General features: G+C 69.8%; 27 protein-coding genes and 3 pseudogenes. 22 read left to right on the top strand and 8 right to left on the bottom strand.

The window, feature by feature from the left end; translation table 11 throughout:
- On the bottom strand, positions 1 to 1,005 hold the full coding sequence (gene iolC, locus AB0950_RS32305; protein WP_366780004.1) for a 5-dehydro-2-deoxygluconokinase: 1,005 nt from the start codon (positions 1,003 to 1,005) through the stop codon (positions 1 to 3).
- A 209-nt stretch (positions 1,006 to 1,214) separates the two neighbouring features.
- Here iolC and AB0950_RS32300 point away from each other — a divergent pair, with 209 nt between their 5' ends.
- The 4 genes from AB0950_RS32300 to AB0950_RS32285 all read left to right on the top strand — a co-directional run bounded on the left by AB0950_RS32300 (position 1,215) and on the right by AB0950_RS32285 (position 5,000).
- Complete coding sequence (locus tag AB0950_RS32300; protein ID WP_360160428.1) at positions 1,215 to 2,210, top strand: LacI family DNA-binding transcriptional regulator; 996 nt, start codon at positions 1,215 to 1,217, stop codon at positions 2,208 to 2,210.
- 448 nt (positions 2,211 to 2,658) lie between these two features.
- Complete coding sequence (locus AB0950_RS32295; protein ID WP_360160358.1) at positions 2,659 to 3,849, top strand: PP2C family protein-serine/threonine phosphatase; 1,191 nt, start codon at positions 2,659 to 2,661, stop codon at positions 3,847 to 3,849.
- 356 nt (positions 3,850 to 4,205) lie between these two features.
- Entirely contained in the window at positions 4,206 to 4,589 is a 384-nt protein-coding gene (locus tag AB0950_RS32290; protein WP_366780003.1) for a hypothetical protein, read from the top strand.
- 51 nt (positions 4,590 to 4,640) lie between these two features.
- Positions 4,641 to 5,000 carry a hypothetical protein gene (locus tag AB0950_RS32285; protein WP_360160360.1) on the top strand — a complete coding sequence of 120 codons (360 nt, stop codon included), beginning with the start codon at positions 4,641 to 4,643 and terminating at the stop codon, positions 4,998 to 5,000.
- 128 nt (positions 5,001 to 5,128) lie between these two features.
- Here AB0950_RS32285 and AB0950_RS32280 read toward each other — a convergent pair whose 3' ends face one another.
- On the bottom strand, positions 5,129 to 6,286 hold the full coding sequence (locus tag AB0950_RS32280) for a nuclear transport factor 2 family protein (RefSeq protein ID WP_360569494.1): 1,158 nt from the start codon (positions 6,284 to 6,286) through the stop codon (positions 5,129 to 5,131).
- Between the two features lie 95 nt (positions 6,287 to 6,381).
- Here AB0950_RS32280 and AB0950_RS32275 point away from each other — a divergent pair, with 95 nt between their 5' ends.
- Positions 6,382 to 7,341 (top strand): LysR family transcriptional regulator, encoded by a 960-nt coding sequence (locus AB0950_RS32275; RefSeq protein WP_360160362.1) that lies wholly within the window; start codon positions 6,382 to 6,384, stop codon positions 7,339 to 7,341.
- A gap of 16 nt (positions 7,342 to 7,357) precedes the next feature.
- A pseudogene (locus AB0950_RS32270) lies at positions 7,358 to 7,473 on the top strand (ribose-phosphate diphosphokinase); the annotation flags it as partial.
- A 678-nt stretch (positions 7,474 to 8,151) separates the two neighbouring features.
- Here the strand turns inward: AB0950_RS32270 and AB0950_RS32265 are convergent.
- From AB0950_RS32265 to AB0950_RS32255, 3 genes are all read right to left on the bottom strand, one after another.
- Positions 8,152 to 8,643: an RNA polymerase sigma factor gene (locus AB0950_RS32265; RefSeq protein WP_360160363.1), complete on the bottom strand. Its 492-nt coding sequence runs from the start codon at positions 8,641 to 8,643 to the stop codon at positions 8,152 to 8,154.
- A gap of 122 nt (positions 8,644 to 8,765) precedes the next feature.
- Positions 8,766 to 9,383 (bottom strand): class F sortase, encoded by a 618-nt coding sequence (locus tag AB0950_RS32260; RefSeq protein WP_366780002.1) that lies wholly within the window; start codon positions 9,381 to 9,383, stop codon positions 8,766 to 8,768.
- On the bottom strand, positions 9,380 to 9,781 hold the full coding sequence (locus AB0950_RS32255; protein WP_366780001.1) for a sortase-dependent protein: 402 nt from the start codon (positions 9,779 to 9,781) through the stop codon (positions 9,380 to 9,382). Before AB0950_RS32255 ends, AB0950_RS32260 begins: the two co-directional genes overlap by 4 nt.
- A 174-nt stretch (positions 9,782 to 9,955) precedes the next feature.
- On the opposite strand from AB0950_RS32255, the gene AB0950_RS32250 reads away from it, so the two are divergent.
- The 7 genes and pseudogenes from AB0950_RS32250 (at position 9,956) to AB0950_RS32220 (ending at position 14,227) form a co-directional block, all read left to right on the top strand.
- Positions 9,956 to 10,261, top strand: coding sequence for a hypothetical protein (locus tag AB0950_RS32250; protein WP_366780000.1), 306 nt, complete (start codon positions 9,956 to 9,958; stop codon positions 10,259 to 10,261).
- 100 nt (positions 10,262 to 10,361) lie between these two features.
- Positions 10,362 to 10,427, top strand: a pseudogene (locus tag AB0950_RS32245) (hypothetical protein); the annotation flags it as partial.
- A gap of 102 nt (positions 10,428 to 10,529) precedes the next feature.
- A pseudogene (locus AB0950_RS32240) lies at positions 10,530 to 10,718 on the top strand (arginine deiminase family protein); the annotation flags it as partial.
- A gap of 425 nt (positions 10,719 to 11,143) precedes the next feature.
- Positions 11,144 to 11,872 (top strand): DUF2071 domain-containing protein, encoded by a 729-nt coding sequence (locus AB0950_RS32235; protein WP_366779999.1) that lies wholly within the window; start codon positions 11,144 to 11,146, stop codon positions 11,870 to 11,872.
- Positions 11,873 to 11,914: 42 nt separating this feature from the next.
- Positions 11,915 to 12,553, top strand: coding sequence for a hypothetical protein (locus tag AB0950_RS32230; protein ID WP_360569490.1), 639 nt, complete (start codon positions 11,915 to 11,917; stop codon positions 12,551 to 12,553).
- A gap of 52 nt (positions 12,554 to 12,605) precedes the next feature.
- Entirely contained in the window at positions 12,606 to 13,010 is a 405-nt protein-coding gene (locus tag AB0950_RS32225) for a hypothetical protein (RefSeq protein ID WP_366779998.1), read from the top strand.
- A gap of 365 nt (positions 13,011 to 13,375) precedes the next feature.
- Entirely contained in the window at positions 13,376 to 14,227 is an 852-nt protein-coding gene (locus AB0950_RS32220) for an LLM class flavin-dependent oxidoreductase (RefSeq protein ID WP_366779997.1), read from the top strand.
- 202 nt (positions 14,228 to 14,429) lie between these two features.
- Here AB0950_RS32220 and AB0950_RS32215 read toward each other — a convergent pair whose 3' ends face one another.
- Entirely contained in the window at positions 14,430 to 15,284 is an 855-nt protein-coding gene (locus AB0950_RS32215) for a GAF and ANTAR domain-containing protein (protein WP_360569484.1), read from the bottom strand.
- Between the two features lie 620 nt (positions 15,285 to 15,904).
- The gene (locus AB0950_RS32210) at positions 15,905 to 16,393 is read right to left on the bottom strand and encodes a MarR family transcriptional regulator (RefSeq protein ID WP_360160372.1); all 489 of its coding nucleotides are present in this window, start codon (positions 16,391 to 16,393) and stop codon (positions 15,905 to 15,907) included.
- Between the two features lie 171 nt (positions 16,394 to 16,564).
- Between AB0950_RS32210 and AB0950_RS32205 the strand changes: the two genes are divergently transcribed.
- The 9 genes from AB0950_RS32205 to AB0950_RS32165 all read left to right on the top strand — a co-directional run bounded on the left by AB0950_RS32205 (position 16,565) and on the right by AB0950_RS32165 (position 24,657).
- The gene (locus tag AB0950_RS32205) at positions 16,565 to 17,191 is read left to right on the top strand and encodes a nitroreductase family protein (protein ID WP_366779996.1); all 627 of its coding nucleotides are present in this window, start codon (positions 16,565 to 16,567) and stop codon (positions 17,189 to 17,191) included.
- A gap of 60 nt (positions 17,192 to 17,251) precedes the next feature.
- A complete protein-coding gene (locus AB0950_RS32200; RefSeq protein ID WP_366779995.1) occupies positions 17,252 to 17,935 on the top strand; it encodes a phosphoribosylanthranilate isomerase in 684 nt (227 codons plus the stop codon).
- A 130-nt stretch (positions 17,936 to 18,065) separates the two neighbouring features.
- Positions 18,066 to 18,731 carry a uracil phosphoribosyltransferase gene (gene upp, locus AB0950_RS32195; protein WP_366779994.1) on the top strand — a complete coding sequence of 222 codons (666 nt, stop codon included), beginning with the start codon at positions 18,066 to 18,068 and terminating at the stop codon, positions 18,729 to 18,731.
- The gene (locus tag AB0950_RS32190; protein ID WP_366779993.1) at positions 18,728 to 19,636 is read left to right on the top strand and encodes an EamA family transporter; all 909 of its coding nucleotides are present in this window, start codon (positions 18,728 to 18,730) and stop codon (positions 19,634 to 19,636) included. The genes upp and AB0950_RS32190 overlap by 4 nt, the downstream gene beginning before the upstream one ends.
- Before the next feature lie 30 nt (positions 19,637 to 19,666).
- Complete coding sequence (locus AB0950_RS32185) at positions 19,667 to 21,274, top strand: amino acid adenylation domain-containing protein (RefSeq protein ID WP_366779992.1); 1,608 nt, start codon at positions 19,667 to 19,669, stop codon at positions 21,272 to 21,274.
- Between the two features lie 110 nt (positions 21,275 to 21,384).
- The gene (locus AB0950_RS32180) at positions 21,385 to 21,639 is read left to right on the top strand and encodes a tautomerase family protein (RefSeq protein WP_360160375.1); all 255 of its coding nucleotides are present in this window, start codon (positions 21,385 to 21,387) and stop codon (positions 21,637 to 21,639) included.
- On the top strand, positions 21,636 to 22,577 hold the full coding sequence (locus tag AB0950_RS32175; RefSeq protein WP_366779991.1) for a pseudouridine-5'-phosphate glycosidase: 942 nt from the start codon (positions 21,636 to 21,638) through the stop codon (positions 22,575 to 22,577). Before AB0950_RS32180 ends, AB0950_RS32175 begins: the two co-directional genes overlap by 4 nt.
- Positions 22,578 to 22,594: 17 nt before the next feature.
- Positions 22,595 to 23,677: an alkene reductase gene (locus tag AB0950_RS32170; protein WP_366779990.1), complete on the top strand. Its 1,083-nt coding sequence runs from the start codon at positions 22,595 to 22,597 to the stop codon at positions 23,675 to 23,677.
- Positions 23,674 to 24,657: a ribose-phosphate diphosphokinase gene (locus AB0950_RS32165; protein ID WP_366779989.1), complete on the top strand. Its 984-nt coding sequence runs from the start codon at positions 23,674 to 23,676 to the stop codon at positions 24,655 to 24,657. The genes AB0950_RS32170 and AB0950_RS32165 overlap by 4 nt, the downstream gene beginning before the upstream one ends.
- Positions 24,658 to 24,914: 257 nt before the next feature.
- Here the strand turns inward: AB0950_RS32165 and AB0950_RS32160 are convergent, their stop codons facing one another.
- Entirely contained in the window at positions 24,915 to 25,454 is a 540-nt protein-coding gene (locus AB0950_RS32160; RefSeq protein ID WP_366779988.1) for a hypothetical protein, read from the bottom strand.
- Positions 25,455 to 25,901: the final 447 nt, after the last annotated feature.

The following is a 25,901-nucleotide window of genomic DNA, read 5'->3' as shown; positions in this document are numbered from 1 at the left end:
TCACACCTCTCGGTTCGGTTCGTCGGCGGTCGGGCGGCCGGCGGTTCCGATGTCCGCGCGGCCGGCCACGTCACGGAGCTTCGCGTCCACCTCGGCCTCGGCGGGCATGGCGTCGGAACAGGCCAGCCGGCCCGCGACGAGGGCGCCCGCGGCGTTGGCGAAGGTCACCGTGCGCCGGGTGTCCCAGCCGGACAGCAGGCCGTGGCAGAGTGCGCCGCCGAACGCGTCACCTGCGCCGAGACCGTTCACGACGTCGACCGGGACCGGCGGAACCTCGGTGACGCTGCCGTCGCGGTCCATCGCGAGGACGCCTCTGGGTCCCTGCTTCACGACGGCCAGCTCGACCCCGGAGGCGATCAGGGCCTTGGCGGCGGCGTACGGCTCGCGCTCCCCGGTCGCCACCTCGCACTCCTGCGAGTTGCCGACGGCGACGGTGGTGTGGCGCAGGGCCTCGGCGTAGTACGTACGGGCCTCGGCCGGGTCCTGCCAGAACATCGGCCGCCAGTCGAGGTCGAACACGGTCATGCCCGACCTCGCGCGGTGCCGCAGCGCGGCGAGGGTCGCGGACCGGCTCGGCTCCTCACTGAGGCCGGTGCCGGTGATCCAGAGGATCCGGGCGCCGAGGACGGCGTCGAGATCCAGCTCGTCGGGGTGTATGTCCAGGTCGGGTGCCTTGGGCAGCCGGTAGAAGTACAGCGGGAAGTCATCGGGCGGGAAGATCTCGCAGAACGTGACGGGGGTCGGCGCGATGTCCGACGTACCGACGAAGCGCGGGTCCACGCCGTAGCCACGCAGGGCGGTGCGGACGAAGTCGCCGAACGGGTCCGCGCCGGTCTTGGTGATCACGGCGGCGGAGCGCCTGTGCCGGGCCGCGGCGACGGCGACATTGGTGGGGCTGCCACCCAGGTATTTGCCGAACGAGGTGACGTCCGCCAGCCCCACGCCTGTCTGGAGCGGGTAGACGTCCACTCCCACTCGGCCCATGGTCAGCACATCGAACGACATCACGCTGGTTGTCCCTTCGTTCCGGAGATCCCGGTGGTGACGAGTTGACTGGTGCGCGCTACTAGCGCGCTCTAGTGCGAGTACGATGGCCTCTGCTCAAATGTCATGTCAATAGGTTGTTGCCAAGAGATTTCGTTGGCGGCTCACGGTGTGGGGAGCGCAGGAGGATGGGTTCACAGGTGGATGCGTCGGGCAAGCAGCGGCCCACCATGGCGGATGTGGCCGCACGGGCCGGAGTCTCCCGGGCCCTGGTCTCGATCGTCTTCCGCAACCAGCCGGGAGCGAGTGAGGAGACCCGCGAGCGTGTGCTGCGCGTCGCCGACGAGATCGGCTACCGTCCCGACAGCGCGGCCCGGCTCCTCGCCCGCGGCCGCAGCCGCACGCTCGGTGTGATGCTCACCGTCCACCAGCCCTTCCAGGCGGACCTGGTCGAGGGCATCTACCCCGAGGCCGACCGCCTGGGGTATGAGGTCCTGCTGTCCGCCAACGCTCCGGGCCGCGACGAGGCCAAGGCGATCGAGGCCCTGCTCAGCCACCGTTGCGGCGCGTTGATCCTGCTCGGCCCGGGATCCGACGCCGCCGACCTGGACGACCTGGGGCACCGCACGGTCGCGGTCTCGGTGGGCCGGCGCGTACCGGGTGCTCGCGTCGACAGCGTCCACACGGCCGAGGGCAAGGGCGTACGCCAGGCCATGGACCACCTGGTCGAACTGGGGCACCGGCATATCGTGCACGTCGACGGCGGCCGTCAGTCCGGCTCGGCGGAGCGCCGCCGCGCCTACCGCACCGCGATGCGCCGCCACGGTCTCGCGGACGAGATGCGGGTGATCCCGGGCGCCCACGACGAGGACGCGGGCATCGAGGCCGGCCGCGCGCTGCTGGCCGAGCGTGCCCGTGGAGTGCCCATGCCCACGGCGATTCTCGCGGGCAACGACCGCTGTGCGATGGGCCTGTTGATGGCCTTCGCCCGGGCAGGTGTCGATGTCCCGGGCGAGGTGTCGGTCGTCGGTTACGACGACAGTCACCTCTCGCATGTGATGCCCATCGGCCTGACGACGGTCCGTCAGGACGCGCTGCTCCTGGCCGAGTACGCCGTACGATTCGCGGTCGAGCGCCTGGAGAACGGGGAGTTGGAGCCGCGCGAGGCAGTGCTGGACCCGAAATTGGTGGTCAGGGAAACCAGCGGTCCGCCTCGGAAAGCGTGAGAGGAAAGGGCGCCGTGGGCGTTACGGGCGATGGCTTGGCGCTTGAAATGACGCTGATCCTGACCCGTCAGTCAACTCGCGGGCCCGTCGAGGAACTGATACGCCCCGCTCGGGGCTCCGACTCCAGCCAGCCCCTGATCCGGACAAACACGCCCACGACGACCGTCCCCGTACTCCAGGCGCCGTTCGCTGGGCGCCGACTCCGACGTCGTCGCACCATAGGCGCGGTCGGATTGGTCTGACAAAACGCTTTACGGACCTCCACGCAGTGGTCAGATCCCACACCACGGCTCAGCACGTTCATCTGCACTTGGCTGGGCACTTTGATGAGTACCGGACAGCGCGGACCCTGTCCCAAGAGGAGACGCCGTGAGCAGGCGTGATGGAAGCACTGGGTGAAGACGGGCGAAGCCGGGGAAGAAGGAGCGGCAACGGACGGGAGGTTGCCATGGGTGGCGGAGATCTGGAACTGGGGCAGCTTTTGGCCGCCGCCGAGGCGGCACCGCCCGGGGAGTCCATCGCGGTACTTGCGCACGACCTGCGCAAGCGCTTCGGGGCCGAGCACGTGTCCTTTCTGTTCGTCGACCTCGTGGGCCGGCGGCTGCTGCGCCTGAACACGCAGGTCGAGGATGACATGGGGGGCGCTGCCGAGCGGATCGCCCTGGAGGGCAGCGTCTACGACGCAGTCCTGCGTAGCCAGCGCCAGCATGTGGAACCGGACGGCCAAGGCGGGCGGCGCGTGATCTCACCGGTGACCAACCGCGGCGACTGCATCGGTTTGCTGGAGGCGACGCTGCAGAACGCCGACGACACCGTGCTCGCCCAGATCGAAGACGCGGCCCACGCCCTGGCTTACATCATCGTCACGGACCGCCGCTTCACCGATCTTTACCATGCTGGTCGGCGCACCACTCAGACCAGCCTGGCCGCCGAGATCCAGCACCAGTTGCTTCCCTCGGCCGCCTGCTGCGAGGCTCCCCAGTTCACCCTCGCCGCAGGGCTGGTGCCGGCCGACGACATCGGCGGCGACACCTACGACTACACACTCGATCGCGACACATTGCATCTGTCCATCACCGACGCCATGGGCCACGACACCAACTCCGCGCTCTTGGCCACGCTCCTGGTCGGTGCTCTGCGTGGCGCCCGCCGCAGCGGCTGTGACGCACTCTTGCAGGCGCAACGCGCCCACGAGGCCCTGCTGAGCCACAGCCGCGGCCTGGCCACTGGGCAATTGCTGTGCATCAGCCTCGCAACGGGCGCCTGCGAACTGGTCAACGCCGGACATCCGCGGCCTCTGCGCCTGCGCCAAGGCGCTACTGAGGTGGAAGAGGTCGAGCTCGCCGCCAACCTGCCGTTCGGTGTGGCGAGCCCCACCACCTACCAGGTCCAGGAACTCCAGCTTCTCCCCGGCGACCGCCTGGTCCTGGTCACTGACGGTATGCAGGAACGTGGCGCTGGGGCCGTCGACCTGGCCTCTCTCGTGTGGCGCAGCCGCACCTCGCACCCCAGGGAGGCCGTGCGCAGCCTGACCACCGCGGTGCTGGATGCCTGTCGGGGCAATCTCAGAGACGACGCCACTGTCCTCATCCTGGACTGGCATGGTCCCCGGCGTGACGACCGGCGGGACGACGTATAGATAGACCGCAACCTCGGAACTTGCCTACCGCGCGACCTTGTCGCCGGGTACGACACCGCGTGAGCGCAGCAGGCTGGCACCCGACGAGCGGTGGTGTCCAGCTCCGCCTTGGGCCTTTGCATACCCAGCGGGGCGCCGTAGCTCGCGAGAATCGTGAGCTACGCCGGAGCTGCTACACACAACTGCATCGGGATGCCCGGCAGTTTGCCACGGCGCTCAGCCGGCACTTGTACGTCATGCGGGATCGCACGCTCGGACATGAGGATGTATCGGCGTTGGAAGGAACCAAGGACGCCTACCCGCTCCCAATGTGACAATGCGCACGTCAAAAAATCGTACATCGCGTACAGCCTTCCGTGCATTATCGGTGGCTGCCGTCACACTCGTGCCGCTGTCCTCAGTTTCGCCTGCTGCGCAAGCGAATACGGCCAAGCCCGCACGTACCCTTCGCCGGAATCCCGCTGCGCTGCGGCACCGCGACCGGCTTCGGCTTCAACAAGATCCATGCGAAGCACTGGCAGCCCTTCGTTGACGAGAACATCGCCAACACCCTCGCTAACCCCACCAGTACCTACGAGCAGGACCGAAACACGCGAGTCTTCCTGCTGAAGGACCTGCCGCCCTGCGAATCGGGCCAGTACCGCGTCGTAGTGTCGTACCTCAGCTACGGCTCGACCGGCATCAAGGGCATCATCACCGCCTACCACGAAAAGCTTCCGGCCGGCGCCCGGCGCTGCTGACCGGACGCGGGGACGGGCACACACGCTCGTCCTCGCACTAACCTCCTGGGTATGACCGCCGCGTCCTTTCCTCCCGCCCGCGCCGCACAGATGACCGCTGACGCGCTGCGCGGGCGCTCCATCGACAGTCCGCAGGCCGGCTCAATCCAGGTCGTCGACGTCACAGCAGACGGGAAAAGCTGGCCCCTCCGCATCCGGTTCACCACCCGTGCTGACCGCTGGCCAGTCCACCGCACATGGGAAACCACCTTTGAGCCAGCCGACGTCATCGATGAAGACGAGCCCCGCACTGGCGAATTCAGCGACGACCACGCACAGGAACTGGCTGCAAATGCCCTCACTCTGCTCTTGGAGTACCTCGCCACCGGCCCCGGAGGGGGCATCCGCGAAATCGACGGCCCCCCAGCCTGACACAGCCGCGATACCCCGCCGCTATCCGGCCACGTGCTGCCGACTCCGAGGGCCGTTCATACCGGCGAAAGAGCGTTCCCCGTGTGCGTAATGATCGTTCCCTGAGGAAAAGGATCGGTTGCACGCTCTCACGAGAGGCGGTGATACGCCTTGTTGGCGATGCGCCAGCTGTCGTCGGCGTGGACCAGCAGGAAGATGTCGGTGAAGGTGTCCGGGCCGTGTGAGAGCGTCATGGTGGCGGTCGCCACGGTGCCGTGGACATCGATGGCGTCGATGCGGCGGGTGCGGGTCGCCTCGTCCGGGGCCGGCCGGCTTTGGAAGAGGGTGCAGTACTCCTCCAGGCGCCAGGAGACGAATGCGCCGTCTCGGATCCCTTCGATGTGAGCGGTGGGAAGGAACGCGTCGCGGAAGTGGGTGGGGTCGCCTGTGGCGTGTCCGCGTATGTAGGCGCGGAGCGGTTCCAGGACGGCGTCCTCCACGGCGGGGACCGTGGCGGCGAGGGCGATGTCGGCCTCAAGGGCAACAGGTGCACCGGCCAGGCCCGTTGCGCTGCGCAAAGGGGTGTCGGACGCGGCGGCCAGCAGATCCATGTCTTTGGCCAGCGCACCGATGGTGAACTCGGTCGTGGCAGCCGTGGGCTCGCCGAGGAGGAAGGCTCGCTTGCGGGCCACGAGCCCGCCCAACTGGCCGAGTTCGAGGACGTCCAGCGTCTCGGTACGGGGCAGGCCGAGGGCGTCGGCCTGCCGCAGTGAGTCGCGCAACGCGAGGACGGCGCCGGCGAGGCTGTTGTTGGCGATCAGCTTGAGCGCGGCGGCGGTGGAGGCGTCGTCCACGTGCCGGACGGTGCCCAGCGTGTGCAGCACCGGCCGGACTCGGTCGAGCGCGTCGTGGTCCGCGGCGGCGAGGATCTGCAGGGCACCGTCGGCGGCAGCCGGCACCGAGCCGAGCAGGGGCGCGTGGACGTAGGACGGGCCGAGTTGCCGGGCCAGCTGCGATGCTTCGGCGGGGGCGATGGTGCTGGTGTTGAGTACGATCGTGTCCGTTTGCAGCGAGTCACGGACGTCGTCGAGGACCTGCTGGCAGGCCGGGCCGTCGAACAGCGCCAGGAGTACGACATCGGCCTGCGCCACGGCCTCGTTCGGGTCGTCGGTCGTCTTGACGGTGCCTGAGGTGCACCCGGAGCGGGTCCACCCGACGACGTCCCAATCCTGGGCGGCCAGTCGTGTCGCGATGGCGCCGCCCATGCGCCCCAGACCGAGGACGGCGATCGTGTGCGGTGTGGTCATGCCCACCACAGTCGTGCACCTCGACAGATGCGACAAGCGCAGATTTCGCATGCCTGCTCTGCGGGGCTCGCATAGCGTCTGGGCATACTGCCGCTATGGACTTGACTGTGTGGCGGGCCTTCGTGACCGTGTGCCGGGTCGGATCGCTGTCGGCCGCGGCAGCCGAGCTCAATCACACCCAGTCGGCCGTCTCCCGGCAGATCGCCGGGCTGGAGCGGCAGTTCGGCGTGCCGCTGGTGGAGCGCCATGCGCGTGGTGTGCGTCCGACGCCGGCGGGTGAGGTGTTCCGGCGTCATGCCCTGGCCACGCTCAACGAGGCCGACCGCGCCGTTCGCGCTGTACGAGACGTTCGCGACGGGGTGTCTGATCGGCCTCTGGCCATCGGAGCGACGCCGTCTCTCGCCGCGGGGATCGTCCCTGAGGCCGTCCGAAGCCTGCTGAAACAGGCCGGATCCATCCGGTGGAGCCTGCTCGCCGCTCTGAGCGCACAACTGCACAGCCGCGTGATCGCCGGCGATCTCGACATCGCCGTCGTCACCGACGCTCCGCCGGGGCTGGCCGTCGACCCGCAGGTCGAACGCCGGTTCCTCGCACTGGACGAGATGGTCGTCGTCCTGCCCGCCGGCCATCCGCAGGCCGGGCGCGGACCGGTGCGCATTCAAGCGCTGGCCGATCAGACCTGGGTCGAGGACAACGACGGCTCGGCGGCGCTCCTGCGTCAGCACGCCGTCCGCGCCGGAGTCAGCGCCCGCATCGATCTCACCGCAGCCGATCTGCCCGGCAAGCTGGCCCTGGTCGCTACCGGCCACGCCATCGCGTTGATCCCCGGAGTGCTGACGTCCGCGCTGCGGGCCGATGTCACCACAGTCGGCCTTGTCGACCCCCCGACCCGCGGCATCTACACGATCACACCGCGCCGCGACCCCCACCCCTGCGCGGCGCCACTGCTGGAACTACTCTCCACAGCCTTCGCCTCGGTCCGTCCGCCCCGGGCTGCTCACCGGTCCGGCGACACGGACGGCCACGCCGCTGCGCCGGCGGTTCACGACGATTGAAGCGGGCCTTGGCACGCAGCGTCACCGTCGTCGCCCCGAGCCGATCTCGGCCCGCCTCTGGCCGATCTGCTAGCGGCGGCGGGTGCGGACCGGGTCATCACCATCGATCTGCACACCGAAGAGGGACAAGGACGTCGCACACCAGGTGAGCGGGCAGGTCTGATCGCCCAGGCGATCCGCGAGGTTTTCTAAAACGGCGCGGTGACGAGCCACCTTGAGGGTCTGTAGGGGAGCCAGAAAGGTTCCGGCGGCTGGCGCGTGTTCGCGGAGGCTGCGCCGCTCCATGGCGCGGTGTGAGAGCCCCGCGGTCAGGGGCGGGTGCCGGCCGCGGAAGGGGGCACGGAGCGCGCCGGGTCCGTCGATGGCTCCACCGTGCGCCGTGGGGTGGGGGACGGGGGTCGAGGTCCTGTCGGGGCCGTCGAGGGATCGGCGGACGGCGAGGCGGTGGTGGCCGGAGGGCGGGCGGGAATGCTCGTCCTACCCGTCGAAGGGCGGGCGCTGGGGCGAGCGGTGACACGCGTGGGAGCCGACTCGACCGGGGTCGGCACGGCTGTGCGGCTGCTTGCGGGGGGCGGAGCGAGGGGGACCGTGGGCGAGGCGGGGCCCTGGTGGGGGGTGTGCAGCAACGGTATGGCGAGGAGGGCAGCGACCGTACAAGCGGCACCGGCTCCGACGGCAGCGCGGAGGATGCGGCGGCGGGCCGCGCCACGGCGGATCTCCTCGTACCGGCCGGGAGGCGGGGCGAGATACTTGGAGGGCGGCCGCATGATGACGGCGAGGGGGTCGTCGGGTTCGAAGTCCGGACCGTCGTCATTGTATGTGATCAAGGCTTCTCCTCAGGTGGGCGCGGAGCAGTTCGCGGGCCGCGTGCAGGTCGGCCTTGACGGTTCCTTCCTTGCGTCCGGTCAGCACGGCCACCTCCCGGATCGGCATGTCAGCGTAGTAGTGCAGGAGGGTCGGTATGCGCAGTCGTTCGGGGAGCGCCTGGACGAGCAGGCGGACCGAGGGGTCGGTCTGCTCGGTCGGTGGACGGACAGAGGCCTCCACAGTGGCGCGCTGCACCGCTTGTCGCTCGCGCTCCACGCGGCGCCAATGGTCCCGGACGATGTTGGCGGCCGTGACGTAGAGGAACCCTCGGGGCTCCGACACGGATGTCCAGCGGGCCCAGAGGCGGGTGAACGCCTCCGAGGCGATCTCGTGGGCGGTCTCGTCGTCGTCGACCAGACGGCGGCACCAGCCGGCCAAGCGCGGGTAGAGAGCGGCGAACAACTCTGCTGCCGCCTTCTCGCGGGACCGTTTCAACGCTCTCCATAGGGGGGTGAGGGCCTCGTCGCGCCCGGGGCGCGCGCCGGGCGCCCGTGGGAAAGAGCCCGGGCCGACGGCGTAGGTTCCATCGGCCCGGGACCGGGGCGCGCGGAGGCCGGTCAGTGGATCGTGGTCCTCAACGCGGCGAAGACGATCACGTTGTCGAGATAACCGTCGCCGGTATGCGGTCCGCCGCACGTGATGAGCCGCAACTCGGGCCGGTCGACGTTGCCGTAGACCTCTCTTGTCGGAAAGTCGGCCTTGGCGACGGTCCGTACGGAGGTGACGGTGAACTCGGCCGATCTGCCGTTCTCCAGACGCACCGTAATCCCGTCACCTCGGTGCAGCCGGTCGAGGTGGCGGAAGACGCCGTCCCCATAGGCGCCGACCGTGACATGGCCGAGGATCACCGACGGACCCAACTGGCCCGGCGTTGGGGAAAGCTGGTACCAGCCCGCCTGGTCATGGGCGGTGATCGGGGGTACCTGCACGCTGCCGTCCTGCGCCAGCCCGAGTCGCATGACCGGCGTGTCGACGCCGATCTCGGGGATCCGCAGCCGCGCCGGGACCGAACGGCCCAGCGCATACGGTTCTTTCGCCGGCCCCGCGGAGGACCGGGCGGACCCGCGGGTATCGCTGGGGCGGGTGACCGACGCCCCGCCGCCATGGCCGGCGCAGCTCACGAGCAGTGAGGTCAGCGCAGCAGTGACGAACACGCGCCTGGAGAGGTCGGTCATGCCCCGGTCGCCCGTCGGCGGCGCACGAGGAGCACTGCCGCGCCACCCACCGCGAGGGCCCCGGCGGCACCGCCGCCGATCAGCATGCCGTCCGCACCGGAGCCGTTGGAGCCGGTGGCCACGCCGGTGTTGGGAGCGCCACTCGGTACGACGCCGACCTGGCCCCGCCCCTGGCTCGGCGCGACGCTCGGCACGGGGGTGGCCGCCCGGCTCGGCTCCCGGGTGGGAACCGGGCTCGGCGCCGCGCTGGCCGGCACGCTCGGCCCGGGTGACGGCTCGGAAGTGGCAGAGGGACGGGGGGCAGCAGAGGCGCTCGCCCCGTGTGCGAACGCGGGCACCGTGCTCGCCAGCACGGCGATGCACGCGGCTGCCGTGGCGGTGAGGACTGTTCGGCGCATGTATCGCTCTCTTTCGTCGGCCGGCCCGGCGGGTGGCCGGGCGGGCTGCGTGATGGGTCGAGCACAGAGACGAGACCCGACCAGCACAGGTTGTAAAGGATTGGCAAAGTCCGCGAAGTACGGGCTGTGGGGCACGGCCAGTCCTGGCGCAGGCGCAGGCGCAGGCGCAGGCGCATGCCGGTTCCCACCTCAACGAAGCTGGGCGACTACCAGCTCGCCATGAGCGACATCCTCGACGGCAACGCCTTCCTGCCCGTGCTGTTCCTGCTCGCCACCGTCGTCTCCGGCAAACCGGTGCTGCCGGCCGCGCACGACACCGACATCTACCTCACCGCGCTCGGGATCATCCTGACCGTGGTCTACATGGCAGGGTTGGTCTTCTGCCCCCGGCGCCAGTACGCCCGCATGGGCGTCGACAGCATCGCCGCGATCGTCATCTACCTCATCGGCATCGCCGGACTGGCCACCATCGCCACCTGACCGCGAGACGCATACCTGGCCGTCACCCGCACGACAGCCATCGCCAGCCGCACTCTCCCGCCTCACCCCCCGCAACGTCGACGCCCTCCTCTTCGACGACATCCTGTGGGCCAAGCGGGCCCGCGAGGAGCACGACGCCTTCGCCCAGGCCCTGCGCGACCACGGCGTCCGCGTCCACAACTTCGCCGAGCTCGCCCAGGCTCGAGCATCCCCCAGCGACACCCGCGAGACGGGATTCGACGTCACCCCGGACTCCGACCTGGCCACCGCGCTCGCCGAGGCCCTGGACCTGGACAAGGTCCGCATTCTCTCCGCGCCGCAGGACATCCGGGGCGCCGAGCGCGAGCAGTGGGACGACGGCAGCGACTTCCTCGCCCTCGCCCCGGGTGTGGTCGTCGGCTACGAGCGCAACGTCACCACCAACACCTACCTGCGCAAGCAGGGCATCGAGGTCGTCACGGCCGCGGTGAGCAGCGCCTTGCCGTACGGCTGGGCGGAGGTGTCCCAGCGGTGGAGCAACTTCGGCGCGCCCGCCACTACTTGCGGCAGGCTGAACTCTGGTGGGTGGCACAGCGCTTGGGTGATGCGTGGGTTCGGTGCCGGTCATGGCCGCAGCCCGTTCCCACTCGGCCGGCCGGAAGTGTGCGAGGTCGATCCGCTCGGCCATGGCGAGCAGACCAGGGCCCGAGCCAGGTTTCAGCCATGCACAGGCCACAGCCACCGCAGACGCGCGGACGGCCGCACACGTCCTCCGTTCGGCTGGACGAAGGGCCGTATGCCGAGCGATCCGGGGGCAGCACGTACCCACCCGCGCAGCGGATCGTGCGGACCGCGTACTCCCATCATGCGTTTCCCCCGGGTGGGCAAGGGGACTCGCGGTGAGTGGTGACCTACGGTGCGGAGCAGCGGGTGCGGCTGCCGGCGCTGCGGGCGGGCTGGCTGACGCAGACGTTCGTCCACTGGCCGTTCCCAGTGGAGGAGGTCCAGGCACTGGTGCCCGAGCCTCTGGTCGTGGACGAGTACGAGGGCGCGGCCTGGGTCGGGCTCACGCCGTTCGTGATGGCGGACGTACGCCTGCCCGGTGTGCCGGCCGTGATGCCCGGGCTGCCCACGTTCCCGGAGACGAACCTGAGGACCTATGTGCGGCACCCCAGCGGCCGGGACGGGCTGTGGTTCCTCTCCCTGGAGGTCGCCTGCCCGCTGATGCTGGCGGCGCGAGGGATCGGCGCGCCGTACCACCCTGGCGCCCTCCACGTCACCAGGCGCGAGGAGACCCTCGTCTACGCCGGACGGAGATGGGCGGGTGGAGCCTCCTACCGTCTTGTCGTGCGCCCCGGCGTCCCCATCGAGCGGCCGACGCAGCGCGACGTGTGGCTGACCTCGCGCTGGCGGGCGTACACGCGTCGGCTCGGCATGCTCTGGGAGACGCCCGTGGAGCACGAACCATGGCCGCTGGCCGGCGCCGACGTCGAGGCACTGGAGGAGACGCTCACCAGTTCGGTGGGCCTTCCGGCGCCCTCCGGTGACCCCGTCGTGCACTTTTCGGAAGGAGTCAGGCATGTGCGGCTGGGAGCCTCACTGCCCTGCCCACCGGCAGCCGCCGCTTCCTGAGACAGGGCCCCTGTGCGGGTCCGCTCCGACGGAGCCCTGGCGATGAAGCCGGTTCGCAAGCGGGCCGCGCGCCGGCGCAGGCTGCGCTTCGAGGGCTGGATCGCGGGCCTGGGTACCTCCTCGGGAACCCGCGTGGTGCTCGGACACTGGCAGCGGTCACCGTTCGGCGCGTTCAGCGACGTGATGCTGGAGCGGGCCGACGGTGAGCGGCTGCTGCTGGCCCCCACGTGGGAGACTGCGGACTTCATCGGCGCCACGTATGTCTTCGACACCGTGCGCGTCGTGCCGGTGCGGGTCGGCGTCGTGGAGCACATGTGGACCGTGACCTCGGGCTCACTCGAATTGCGCTTCGTCACCGGACGGCGCGGGCCTGCGGGCCTGCTGCTGCGCGCCGTGCCCGGCGCGCTCGCCCGCCGTCCGGCGTGGAGCGCGCTGACGGACGCGCCGGCCCGTCTGCTGCTGCCCGGAGTGCGGACCCGGGGGAGTGCCCGTGCGGGCCGCCGCGAGTGGTACGGCGCTCGTGACCTGCGGCCGGTCCGCCTGGTGTCGGCATTCTTCGAAGGCGTGGATCTGGGGGTGCCGGCCCCCGTCGCACCTCCCGTGCGCTTCGGCTTCGGTTCGGTGCCGAGGAAACCGGCGCTCACCAGGGTCACGACGACCGTGGTCATCGGCCCCGAGTGAGGGAGCGGGCCCTGGGGTACCCGGCGGGCCGTCCGTACGGAAGGGAAAAGCCTTGCCCAGGACGACGGCACGGGAACCCACGGATGGCATCGCGGTCGCGCACGGCGCCTTCAATGTCGTCGGCGGGCTGTGGCCGCTGGTCCATCTGCGGAGCTTCGAGTGGGTCTTCGGCCCGAAGACCGACGACTGGCTGCAGATGACGACGGGCGGACTGCTGGTCTCCGCAGGGCTCGTGCAGATCGCGGCGGCATCGGACCCGCAGGGTGCTGCCCACGCCCGCCGTATCGGCCTGGGTACCGCGCTGACCCTGCTGGCCATCGATCTGGTCTACGTGCCCAAGGGACGGATCCGGCCCACGTACCTCTTCGACGCCGTCATGCAGAGGGGCTGGATCGCGGCCTGGCTGCGCACCACCTGGCCGACAAGCGAGGGAGCAGCCGGCAGCGAGGAACGATGAGCGAGGCAACTCGGCACGCCCGCACGGCGGCGCCGGGCACAGCCACCCAGAACCCGACAAGGAGCCGCTCATCAGTGAGAACACGCCGCCGCAGGCGGAGGGCTCGGCAGCCGACGGAACGGACGGCGATCCAGGACCTGTCCGGTGGGTCGGGTGGGCGCAAAGCTTGTCCTGAGGCCGTCGTTCAGTGTCTGCGTGTGCGGAAAAGGTTGTTGCTAGGGCTCAGGCGAGCGGGAACGGTTGCCGCACTCTAAAGATCACGCTCTCGGGAACCGTGGCCGCGGAACGGGAGCGGGCCCGCGCACAGCAGCGCGGAGCCACGGAAGGGCGGCACCCGATTCTGTGTGCCCTCCGGAGGTTTCCCCATGAAGATCGGTCTCGGTCTCCCCATCGATGATCCTGCCCTGCTGCTGACCTGGGCCCAGCGCTCCGACGTCGGCCCCTTCAGTACGCTCGGCCTGCTCGACCGACTTGTCTTCGACAATCCTGAGCCTCTCATCACCCTTGCGGCGCTCGCCGGCGCCACCTCCCGCATCCGCCTTCAAACCGAAGTTCTCATCGCGCCCGTCCACAACACGGCGATGCTCGCCAAGCAGACAGCGACCCTCGACCGCATGTCCGGTGGCCGGTTCACGCTCGGCATCGGCATCGGCGGTCGCGAAGACGACTGCCTGGCCGCGGGCATCGACGTCCGACGCCGGGGGCGCCGCCTCGACGAGCAGATGCCCCTGCTGCGCCGGACCTGGCGCGGTGAGCCGTATGACGAAGGCGTCGGACCGATCGGTCCTGCGCCCACGACGCCCGGCGGCCCGGAGGTGCTGTTCGGCGGCTTCGCCCCAGCAGCGATCGAGCGTGTCGGGCGGTTCGGCGACGGCTTCCTCGGCGCGGCGCTGCCGCCGCAGTCCATGGCCGGACTGTTCCGCAACGTGGAGGCGGTCTGGGAGGAACACGACCGCCCGGGCCGGCCGCGCCTGGTTGCTCAGACCAACGTCGCCCTCGGCCCAGAGCGCACCATCGAACAAGCCCGACGCAACATCCGCGACTACTACGGATTCAGCGGCCGCGCCGATCACGTGGCCGCTGGTCTTCTCACCACGCCGGAGACGATCCGTAAGGCGGTCGATGACTTCATCGGCATCGGCGCCGATGAAGTCATGCTTTATTGCTGGTCCCCGGCCATCGACCAGATCGACCGCATCGCCGACACCCTGTTCTAGGGACTGACCGTCACCTGGGCCGCATCACGAGGCCCACGCGCGGGTCGCGGGCGGCGTGTTCGGTGAACGCGTGGACGGAGGCGGGGGCTCAGCCGGGGCGGGCGAGGTGGGGTTGGTGGTGTTGAGGACGCCGCCGTAGGCGAAGACGTTGTCGGCCAGGACGATCTCGAGACCTCACACGGCAGAGGCGGCAGAGGCAGGGTCAGGTCATCTGGCGGGCCGCGGTGTGGAGGTGTTCCAGGGCGTCGAGGACGATGGTGCGGCGGTGCCAGGACAGCCAGTGGCCGGCGTCGGTGGCGGTGGACTGCAGGCTGTTGAGCTGGGCGCGGGTGAAGCCGCTGAGCGGGTGGCGGTGGTGGGAGGAGATCACTCCCAGTAGGGCGCCGCGGTGGCCCACCAGGGGGATGCTGTGGCAGGCGCGGCTGTCGGCCTGGAGGATCACGTGCCGGGATTCGGCGTCGAAGACGGGTGCGGTGGCCACGTCGTGGACGGTGACCTGTTCGCGGTTCTCGGCCGCCTGGGCACAGGCGGTGCTGGAGTGGTCGACGAAGGTGAAGAAGTCGGTGAACCGGCGGTTGAGACCGGTGTGTTTCTCCAGCCGCAGCAGGCCCCGTTCAGCGAGCTGCACGTTGCCCATGCCGGTTTCGGTGATCTCCAGTACCCGCTTCAGGGTGGCGCTGAGGACCTGCCCCTGCGTGGCGCTGCTGCTGCGCTGGTCGGAGGGGAGTATCCGGGTGAGCGGGGGAGCGCTGGTGCGGGCGCGGCCGGGGAACCAGAGGGCAGCGTCGTGGTCGGGGCCGGGGACGCGGGTGACCGCGTCGGCCAGGGTGTGGAGCTTGATGTTGTGCCGTTGAGAGGCCAGGCGCAGCAGCTCGAATGCCGTCTCCTGGGAGGGGAGACGGTAGCGCTGTGTGAGGATGCCCTGCGCTTCGGAGACCGCGGTGCGGGCGAGCGTCCGGTTGCGCAGGGCGAGGTCTGGGTCGTGCGGGCCGCGTGCGTCGTTGCGGGGGGTGGCCGTTTCGTGCTTGGAGAGCGTGCGGGTGTCGGTTTCCCTCACCGAATCGTCCCTTTCGCCGGGTAACAGGAGATCCGCCTCACGCGGGCATGAGCCGATCGCGTGAGGTGCCTGCTTCCTAAGCACAGCCCCGAGCCTAACGCCGCCGCAGACAGGCCCCGCTCGCACCCCTCTCCCCGGCGCCGGTGGTCAGGGATGGGCTAGGGGGCGGCTTCAGTTTCGGCCGTTGCTGGTGCAGGCGTCGCGCAGGAACGGCAACCGGTGGCAGGACGTGCGGCGATTCTCGCCGGACTGGGGTTGAAACCAAGCGACGTGGACCTTCACCACCACGTCATCGACAGCCACCGTTTCTCGTGGCGTCTGCACGGCGACGGCATGCTCCGGCTCCTCCCCGCGAATACCGCGGGACCGTCCCGATCCGGTCCATCGGGGCAGCCCGGCGCCCACTGCCTCAGCGATGCCGCCACCGGAGTGCCCATGGGCCTGGCCGGCCCCCGGCTCACCCCGCACACCCAGCGCCTGCCGCTCCGCCACCGTCTGCGCGGCAGGCCGCCATGGTGAAGGCGAAGGCGCGTGACCATCCGCTGCCCGGCCACGGACAGATCAGTGCCGTGCTGCCGGTAGCGACTTGGACACGTGTCACGGGCCGAGTGGAGTCGACGTCAGCGGACGTCGCCGAGGGAGACCAGCAGGGTGCGCAGCAGCCGGTTGAAGTCCTCTGCGTCGCTGTCGTCGAGGGCCGAGAGGATCGCGCGCTGATTGCGCACATGCCCTTCCACGGTCCGGTCGACCAGTTCGCGGCCTTGATCGGTCAGTGCGATGTGCAGGCTGCGCCGGTCTTCGGGGACGGCCTCACGGGTGACCAGTCCGCGGGCGACGAGGCGGTCGATGCGGTTGGTCAGGGCGGCGGAGCCGATCATGACACGGGCCGCCAGTTCCTTCGCTGTGAGCGGCCGGCCGCTGCGGCGGAGCGTGGCGAGTACGTCGAACTCCCATGTCTCCATGCCGTGCTGCGTGAAGTACTCCTTCAGTTGCGTGCTGACCAGCCGTGACAGACGCAGGACGCGGCCGATCGCGCCCATCGCGTCCAGGTCCAGGTCCTTGCGCTGGGCGGCCCACTGATCGAGGAAGTCGTCCACGGCATCCCGCATGTCGTCACCTCAGGTTCGTTTTGCTTCGTCCCGATGAACAATATTACTTCGACGCCAAACTGTTTGACATCGCGGTAGAAGGCGTCATAGCTTTTCGATGTCAGATAGTTCGACGTCGAAAGATATGGGGGTCGGACCTTGGAGCTGTCTGTCGAGGCGGACCATGCCACCGTGTCCCGCATCATTCGTTCGCGGCGCAGCATCCGGCACTACCTGCCGGACCCCGTGCCCCACACGCTGCTGAGGGAACTGGTCGAACTGGCCCTGGAAGCGCCGTCGAGCTTCAATCTCCAAGCCCGGTCCATCGTCGTCGTCTCCGGCGAGCAGGGCCGCAAGGTGCTCACGGCGGCCACCGGCGGCCAGCCGCATCCGCAGGAGGCCCCGGTGACCATGGTCTTCGTGGCCGAGTCGGGCGCCTGGCGCGAGGACCGCGACGACATCTGGGAGCAGGCGCGACGCAGCGGAGCGTGGTCGGAGCGGTTCACAGCGGCCTCGCCCGGCGATGCGCGCGCCTTCTCTCAGGATCCGCGCAGGCGGGGCCTGGAACGCGAGTATGCGGTGAAGGACGCCATGATCGCCGCGTCCTTCCTGATGATCGCCGCTCACGCCGCCGGCCTGGCCACCAGTCCCATGAACGGCTGGGACGAGGCCGAGGTCAAGGAGGCCATCGGCATCGCGGACCGCGACGACCTGCACATCGCCCTGCTCCTTCCCCTCGGCCGCCCGGCCGAGACCCGGCTTCATCCCGGCCGCCGCAGCCCTGTGCTGACGGTCCATCAGGACACCTACGGCCGGTAGTGGACCTCGCCCACATACATCCGCGCATCGCGAACCTGTCTCACAGGGGGGTTGGTCCTCGTGACCGTCGTCAGCAAGCTCGTCCAGGTCGCCGGTGTCATCGACGCCGCCGAAGCCGACATGATCATCGAGGAGGGGGCGGACTGGCTCGGCTTCGCCCTGCGCCTGCCGTCCGGCAAGGACGACATCGCCGAGCAGGACGCCGCCGCCATCATCAAGGGCCTTCAGGCCCCGCACGCCGGCGTACTCATCAGCTACCTCACCCAGGCCGAGGAGATCAGCGACTTCTGCCGTGAACTCGGTGTCGTCGCCGTCCAGTTGCACGGTGACGTGGAGACCGGGCAGCTGCGCCGGCTCAAGGAGCTGCGGCCCGAGCTGTTCGTCCTCAAGTCCCTGGTCGTCAAGCAGGACAACGCCGAGGAGCTGCTCAGGCTGGTCGACGACACCCACCCGCTCGTCGACATGTACATCACCGACACCTTCGACCCGAGGACCGGGGCCAAGGGCGCCACCGGACTCACCCACGACTGGAACGTCTCCGCCGAACTCGTCCGCCGTTCCCCCAAGCCGCTGATGATGGCCGGCGGTCTCAACCCCCAGAACGTCGGCGACGCGATCCGCGCCGTGAGGCCCGCCGCGGTCGACGCGCACACCGGCCTGGAGGGCCCGGACGGGCGCAAGGACCGGGCCAAGGTGGCGAAGTTCGTCGCCGAGGCGCGCCGGGCGTTCGACGAGATCGGCTGACAGCCGCGAGAGCCGGCCCTTTTCCGGAACCGACTGCCGCAAGAACGGGGCGGACGCCCGGCCCGAAAGACATCCCCGGCGCCCTGCCGTACCCACGTGCCCGTCGACAGCCGACCTTCAGGAGTCCGACGTGACCACGGGTCACCACGTCCATCTGCTGCCGCAGACCGACCAGATGCGCGCCATCCACACCATCATCCGCGACCGGGACTGCACCCGCGCCGACTTCGTCTTCTACGCGCGGCGTGTCATCCGTCTCCTGCTCGAACACGGCCTCGGCCTTCTGCCGTTCACCAAGAAGGAGGTCACCACCCCGGTGGGCGCGACCTATCAGGGACTCGAGTTCGCCTCGAAGATCTGCGCCGTCCCCGTGATCCGGGCCGGCGAGGCCATGGAGAGCGAACTGCGTGAGATCCACCCGGGCATTCGCATCGGCAAGATCCTCATCCAGCGCGACAAGCGGACCAAGCTGCCGCAGCTGTACTACAAGCACCTGCCCGCCGACATCGCCGAACGGCATGTGCTGCTTCTCGAACCGATGCTGGCCACCGCCGGGTCCGCGCTCGCCGCCGGCGACGTCCTGATCGAGGCCGGCGTACTTGAGGAGCACATCGTCATGGTCAATTTCCTGTCCTCCCCCGAAGGGCTGCGCCGAGTCGCCCTCGAACGGCCCCGCATGAAGATCGTCACCAGTGCCTTCGAGGACCGGCTCAACGAGCACGCGTTCATGATTCCCGGCATCGGCGACTTCGGCGACCGCTTCTTCGGGACCACCGATTCCGGAGCCGTGAAGTGAGCAGCCAGCGCCTCGCGGTGACCTCCGCGGTCACCGCCCTCGCCCCCGCCGTGTGGGGCTCGACCTACCTGGTCACCACCGAGTTCCTGCCCCCGGACCGGCCCCTGCTGGCGTCCACCCTGCGGGCGCTACCCGCCGGGCTGGTGCTGCTGCTGGTCACGCGCACGCTGCCCAAGGGCATCTGGTGGTGGCGGGCCGTCGTGCTCGGCGTGCTGAACATCGGCGCCTTCTTCTACTTCCTCTTCCTCGCCGCCTACCACCTGCCCGGCGGAGTGGCCGCGCTGGTGATGTCCGTCCAGCCGATGATCGTGCTCCTGCTCAGCGCGGCGCTGCTGAAGGACCGCATTCAGCCGCTGCACATCGCCTCCTGTCTGCTGGGCGCCGCAGGCGTCGCCCTGCTGGTGCTGCAGCCGCACGCCGGCCTCGACGGTCTCGGCGTCGTGGCCGGGCTGCTCGGCGCCCTGTCCATGGCGTCCGGCATCGTCTTCACCAAGAGGTGGGGACGCCCGGACGGCGTCAGCCTGCTCACCTTCACCGGCTGGCAACTCACCGTCGGCGGCCTGGTCCTGGTGCCCGTCACCCTCGCCGGCGAGTCCCTGCCCGAACACCTCACCTGGCGCAACATCGGCGGCTTCGCCTACCTCGGCGTCATCGGCGCGCTGATCGCCTATGTGCTGTGGTTCCGCGGACTGTCCCGGCTGCCCGCGCTTGCCGCATCCTTCCTTTCCTTCGCCTCGCCTCTGTGCGCGACGATCCTCGGCTACCTCTTCCTCGACGAGGCCCTGCGCCCGCTCCAACTGCTCGGCGGGCTGGCGGTGATCGCGGCCGTCGTCCTGGCCCAGCCGCGCGCACGCAAGAGAAAGACGACACCGGCACCGCCCGCCCGGGCGACGAGCCGGGTCTAGCCACCACATCCGTTCGGGGGATCCACAGCAATGAACACCCAGGCACCGATATCCGGTGTGAGCTTCAAACACGCGTCGCTGCGCAGCCTGCTGAACCACCAGGCACGGCTGCGCCCCGACGACATCGCCGTCACCGCCGCCGGCGGGGACCTCACGTTCCACGAGCTCACCGCCGAGGCCGACCGTCTCGGTTCCCGTCTGACCGCGCTCGGCGTCGCACCCGACACCTGCGTCGGTCTTTACACCGAGCCCTCCACCGACCTGGTGACCGGAGTGTGGGGCATCCTCACCGCCGGCGCCGCCTATCTCCCGTTGTCGCCCGACTACCCCGAGGCCCGGCTGCGGTACATGGTCGAGAACGCGTGCGCCCGGGTGATCGTCACCCAGCCGCACCTGCGCGACCGGCTGCTGCACCTCGTCCCCGACGCAACCGTCGTGTTCACCCTGGAGGACTGCCCGCCGGACGGCGTGCCCGTGCCGCAAGCAGAGGCGCAGGCGGACCACCTCGCGTACGTCATCCACACATCCGGCAGCACCGGCAAGCCCAAGGGCGTGATGATCGAGCAGCGCAGCATCGTCTCGCAACTGCGCTGGCTGGAGGCTTGCGGCCACCTGGGGCCCGGTGTGTCCATCCTGCAGAAGACGCCGATGAGCTTTGACGCGGCCCAGTGGGAGATCCTGGCCTGCGCGGTCGGCGCCCGCGTCGTCATGGGCACCCCGGGTCTGTACCGCGACCCCGAGGGCGTCATCACCGCGATCGCCGAGCACCGGGTGACCGCCCTGCAGGGGGTGCCGACGCTGCTCCAAGCCCTCGTCGACACCGAGCAACTGGGGAGCTGCGCCTCGCTGACACGGGTCTTCTCGGGAGGCGAGGCCCTCACCCGGGCTCTCGCGCAGGACCTGTTCCGGGCACTGCCCGGGGTCTCGCTGGTCAATCTGTACGGCCCGACCGAGACGACCATCAACGCGACCTCGTACTGGGTCGACCCCGAGACGCTCGGCGAGTCGTCCCCGGCGATCCTGCCCATCGGTGTCCCGGCCGACAACGTCACCTGCTACATCCTCGACGCGGACCGCCGGCCGGTGGACATCGGCGAAAGCGGCGAGCTGTTCGTCGGCGGAGTTCAGGTGGCCCGTGGCTACATCGGGCTGCCCGATGTGACAGCGGAACGTTTCCTCACCTCCCCGTTCAACCCCACCGAGCAGGGAAGCATCCTTCGCCAACCCCGCCTACGTCACCATCCTGTTCTCCGTCTTCGCCGGCACCGCCCACGGCCCCGCCGTACGCGCCTGCCTGCAACAGGCCATGGACGAGGACTCCTTCGTCTCCTTCGTCCACGACCGGATGCCCGCCCTCGACGAGGGCACGATCCGCCGCATCACCCGGATCGTCGCGCAGACCTACGAGTTCGAGTACAGCTTCCGCGAGCTGCAGGAACGCCGGATCGACGCACCCGTGACGATCTTCAAGGCGCGCGGCGACGACTACTCGTTCCTGGAAAACAGCTCCGGCTACTCCGCTCGGCCGCCCCGGGTGGTCGACCTCGACGGCGACCACTACAGCGTCCTCAAGAAGCACGGCGTCGAAGAACTCATCGGCCGCATCCGTCAAGTGACCGGTCGCCGGTAAGGCTCTGACGGCCGTCAGCCGAGCTGAACGGTCATCAGCCAATCGCCTCGCCCCGCGCGTTCCCCCACCGCGGGGCGAGGTCCCGCCCCCTCTTTCCGCACGGAAAGGTTCCGCTGTCGTGCCGCACGTCAGCATCAAGCATTTCTCCCGCACGTTCACCGAGGACAACAAGGCCGACCTGGTCACTGCCGTGACACAGACGATCACCCGGGTGTTCGGCGTGGACGCGGACTCGGTGTCGATCGCCGCCGAGCCCGTGGAGCCCGCCGCCTGGACGGCCGAGGTCCACACCCCGGAGATCGAGGCCAAGGCCCACCTGCTGTGGAAGCACCCGCACTACTCCCGGCCCATCCCCACCGAAGGAACACGATGAGCACCACCAGCCCCGCCATCCCCATCGTGTACACGGAAGAGGTCCGTGAAGCACTGCACGAGGGCCGCCCGGTCGTCGCGCTGGAGTCCAACGTCATCACCCACGGCCTGACATACCCGCACAACGCCGAGACCGCCCACCGGGTCGAGGCCGCGGTCCGCAAGGGCGGATCGGTCCCGGCGACCATCTGCATCGAGGACGGCGCCATCCGGATCGGAATGACCGAGCGGGACATCGAGCGCTTCGCGTCCGAGTCCGGCATACCCAAGGTGTCCAGCCGTGACCTGCCCATAGTGCTGGCCCGCGGCGGCCGCGGCGCGACCACCGTCGCCTCCTCACTCGTCGCCGCAGAGCTGGCCGGGATCACCTTCTTCTCCTCGGCCGGCCTCGGCGGCGTGCACCGCGGCGCCGAGACGACGATGGACATCTCCTCGGACCTGATCCAGCTCACCCGCTCCAAGGTCGCCGTCGTCTGCGCCGGCGCGAAGATGATCCTCGACCTCAGGCTGACCATGGAGTACCTGGAGACGCAGTGCGTCCCGGTGATCTCCCACGGCTCCGACGACTTCCCCGCGTTCTACTGCGCCTCCAGCGGCGTGAAGGCCCCGCACCGCATCGACGACGAGGACCTCATCGCCAAGGTGGTCGCCACCCACTGGGCCACGGGCCACCCCGGAGGCGTCGTCGTCACGACCCCGCCGCGTGAGGAGGACGCCGTCGACGCCGCAGAGGCCGAGGCGGCGATCGCCGACGCGCTTCGCCGGGCCACGCGGGACGGCGTCGCCGGCCAGGGCCTGACCAAGTACCTGATGCACGCGGTCGACCGGGCCACCGGGGGCCGTACCGCGCAGGCCAACATGGCCGTCCTCATCTCCACGGCCGAGGTCGGAGGCCGCCTGGCCGCCGCCTACGCCCGCCACCAGACCACCCACTCCTGAGAACCAGAAGGAACATCATGACCTCGTTGTTCGACCCCGTGTCCTTCGGCAAGATCACGCTAGCCAACCGGCTCGTCATGGCGCCCATGACCCGCAACCGGGCCAAGCCCTGCGGCGGCGCCACCGAGCTGATGGCCGAGTACTACGCCCAGCGCGCCTCGGCCGGCCTCATCATCACCGAGGGCACCCAGCCCTCCCAGGTCGGGCAGGGCTTCCTCAACACCCCGGGCCTGCACCACCCGGAGCAGGTCAAGAGCTGGCGTGCCGTCACCGACGCCGTCCACGCCAACGGCGGCAGCATCGTCGTCCAGCTGATGCACGCCGGCCGCATCGGCCACCCCTCCCTCTACGACAGCGCACACCAGTCCGTCGCACCCTCGCCGGTGGCCGCCGCGGGCCAGTGCTTCACCCCGGACGGCCCCCGCGACTACCCCGTTCCTCACGAGCTGACGGCCGACGAGATCGCCGCCACTGTCGAGGACTTCGTCACCGCCTCCCGCAACGCGATCGAGGCCGGCTTCGACGGCGTGCAGATCCACGCGGGCAACGGCTTCCTGCTGCACCAGTTCCTCGCCGAGAACACCAACCACCGCACCGACGTCTACGGCGGCACCCTCGCCAACCGCATCCGCCTCACCGTGGAGGTCACCGAGGCCGTAGCCAAGGCGATCGGCAACGAGCGCACCAGCGTGCGCGTCTCGCCCGGCAACACCTACAACGACATCGCCGAGGGCGACACCGAAACCCTGTACGCGGCCCTCGTCCCCGCCCTGCCGGAGCTGGCCTTCCTGGAGGTCTGCGAGATCGTCAGCCGCCCGGCGACCCGGGCGATCCGCGACCTGTGGCAGGGCAACCTGATCGTCAACCCGCACGCCACCCCGGACTCCTTCCCCGCCACCGCCGAGACCGCCCAGCAGGTCCTCGACGAGGGCCTGGCCGACGCCGTCTCCCTCGGCGGGCTGTTCCTCGCCAACCCCGACCTGCCCGCGCGCATCCAGGCCGGCGGCCCCTTCAACACCCCTGACGAGTCGACGTACTACGGCGGCGACCACCGCGGCTACACCGACTACCCGGTGCTCGGTCAGGGCAGCGACCGATGAGGCCGACGGGACTCGTCGTCCGGGCCGCCGAGCGCAGGCTGCAACTGTTCACCGGCCGGGCCCACCCGGAAATGGCGGCCCGCATCGCCGCCGAGCTCGGCACGGCCCTGGTGCCCACCCAGGCACGGGACTTCGCCAACGGCGAGATCTACATCCGGCACGAGGAGTCGGTGCGCGGCGCGGACTGCTTCGTCATCCAGTCGCACACCCACCCCATCAACACGTGGATCATGGAACAGCTCATCATGATCGACGCGTTGAAGCGGGCCTCCGCACGCAGCGTCACCGTCGTCGCCCCCTTCTACGGCTACTCCCGTCAGGACAAGAAGCACAAGGGCCGCGAGCCGATCTCGGCCCGGCTGCTGGCGGACCTGCTCGCGGCGGCGGGCGCCGACCGGATCATCACCATCGATCTCCACACCGACCAGATCGTGGGCTTCTTCGACGGTCCGGTGGACCACCTGTTCGCGCTGCCGACACTCGGCGACCACATCGCCCGCCTCACCGACCACAGCCGGCTGACCGTGGTCTCCCCGGACGCCGGCCGGGTACGGGTCGCCGACCGGTGGTGCGACCGGCTCGGGGTGCCACTCGCGATCGTCCACAAGAAGAGGGACAAGGACATCGCACACCAGGTGAGCGTGCACGAGGTGGTAGGCGATGTCACCGGCCGGGTCTGCGTCCTGGTGGACGACATGGTCGACACGGCCGGGACGATCTGCGCGGCCGCGGACGCACTGTACGCCGCCGGGGCGGATGACGTGATCGTCGCCGCAACGCACGGCATCCTGTCCGGGCCGGCCGTCGACCGGCTCAAGAACAGCAGAGTCAGCCGGTTCCTGTTCACCGACACCCTGCCCACCGCCGCCGCGACCGGCCTGGACAAGGTCGAAGTCCTGTCCGTGGCGCCGCTGATCGCCCAGGCGATCCGGGAGATCTTCGAAAACGGCTCGGTGACCAGCCTCCTCGAGGACCTGTAGCGACCCCCGATCGGGGGCCAGGCCGTGCCTGAGAAGTCGGTGACCTGCCAGGGTGGCCGCCCGCGGAAGTACCGGGCGGCCACCCGGATGGTCAGACCGCGGGCCATGCCGCCCACCGCTGCCCCCTCCCGCTTCTACGACGCCGACCAGCCGACCCCGGACCCGGCGACCCGCCGCCGCGCCCGCGGTCGGGCGCTGCCTCGAATCCCCAGACGGGATGCGGACGTTGGTGGTTGTGCACTGGCGGAGGACTGTGATCAGTGGCCGCCGCTCGGGGGCTCACAACCGGTGCCGTCGGGGTAGCCGCCGAAGGCGTCCGCCTTGGTGGAGTCGCTGCTCATCGTGCCCTCCACACACCAGGGTGAGGCGCCGATGTCGATGAGGAAACCGACCCCGGCGGACCCATGTTGGTACGTCTGCACCTTTTCAGCGGAGTAGCCGAGGCTGGTGAGCGCGGTGCGGACGCTGTCCGGGGCGAAGTCGCCGCGCTGGCGCAGCGGTTCGAGTGCATTCTTGATGCGTCCGACGGCGGTGAGTCCGTCGCAGCGGCTCTGGCCGTGGAGCGGGATGGGAACTTTGAAGCCGTGGTTTTCGGCGTAGTGGTCGGTCGGCGGCTCGGTTGAGCTCGGGGTACTGGCAGCCGTGCTCGCCGTCGGCTCGGGGCTCTCGCCGCGGCAAGGGAAGTCGGCTGGTGTACTCGGCGTCGATATGCCGGTCGGCGTTGGATGCAAACGTCGGTACGCGTCGGCGGTGTCCCCTGCCCGCTGCGTTCCGCACCCCGCCGTCAGCAGGACCATCGCCGCCAACGGCAGCATCCCGACCCGGGCTCTCGTCTTCCTTGGCATTGTCATCCCCCGATCTTTCCCCGCAGCTCGGTGGGTGTCATGAGTTCTTTTACTCATAGGGCGACAACACCCGGTCAGCCTTCGGTGAACACCACCAATCCTCGCTGCCACAGGTCACCGGCACTGAGGCGGTGGGTTCCGCGCACCGCCTGCCGTTGAGCACTCCCGAGACCCTGGTCGACCGGCGCACGCTTCCCGCTCTTCGAGCCTGGCAACAGGCCGAAGGCGATGACGCGAGCACCAGGAACAGGAGCGGCGCGCCGTCGAGTTCGGCACCGATCGCCTCAAGAAGCACCGGGTCGTCGCGGCGCGGTACGACAAGCTCGCGGTCCTCTGCACGTGCCACGGAAGCACATCCGGAGACCCAACGCCGGTGTCTGAGCCGGGAGGCGCTTGCCG

Source organism: Streptomyces sp. NPDC007189, from assembly GCF_040703635.1.
Taxonomy (GTDB): Bacteria; Actinomycetota; Actinomycetes; order Streptomycetales; family Streptomycetaceae; genus Streptomyces.
The sequence above is the reverse complement of the archived record's forward strand: the minus strand, read 5'-3'. Positions and strand labels throughout refer to the sequence as shown.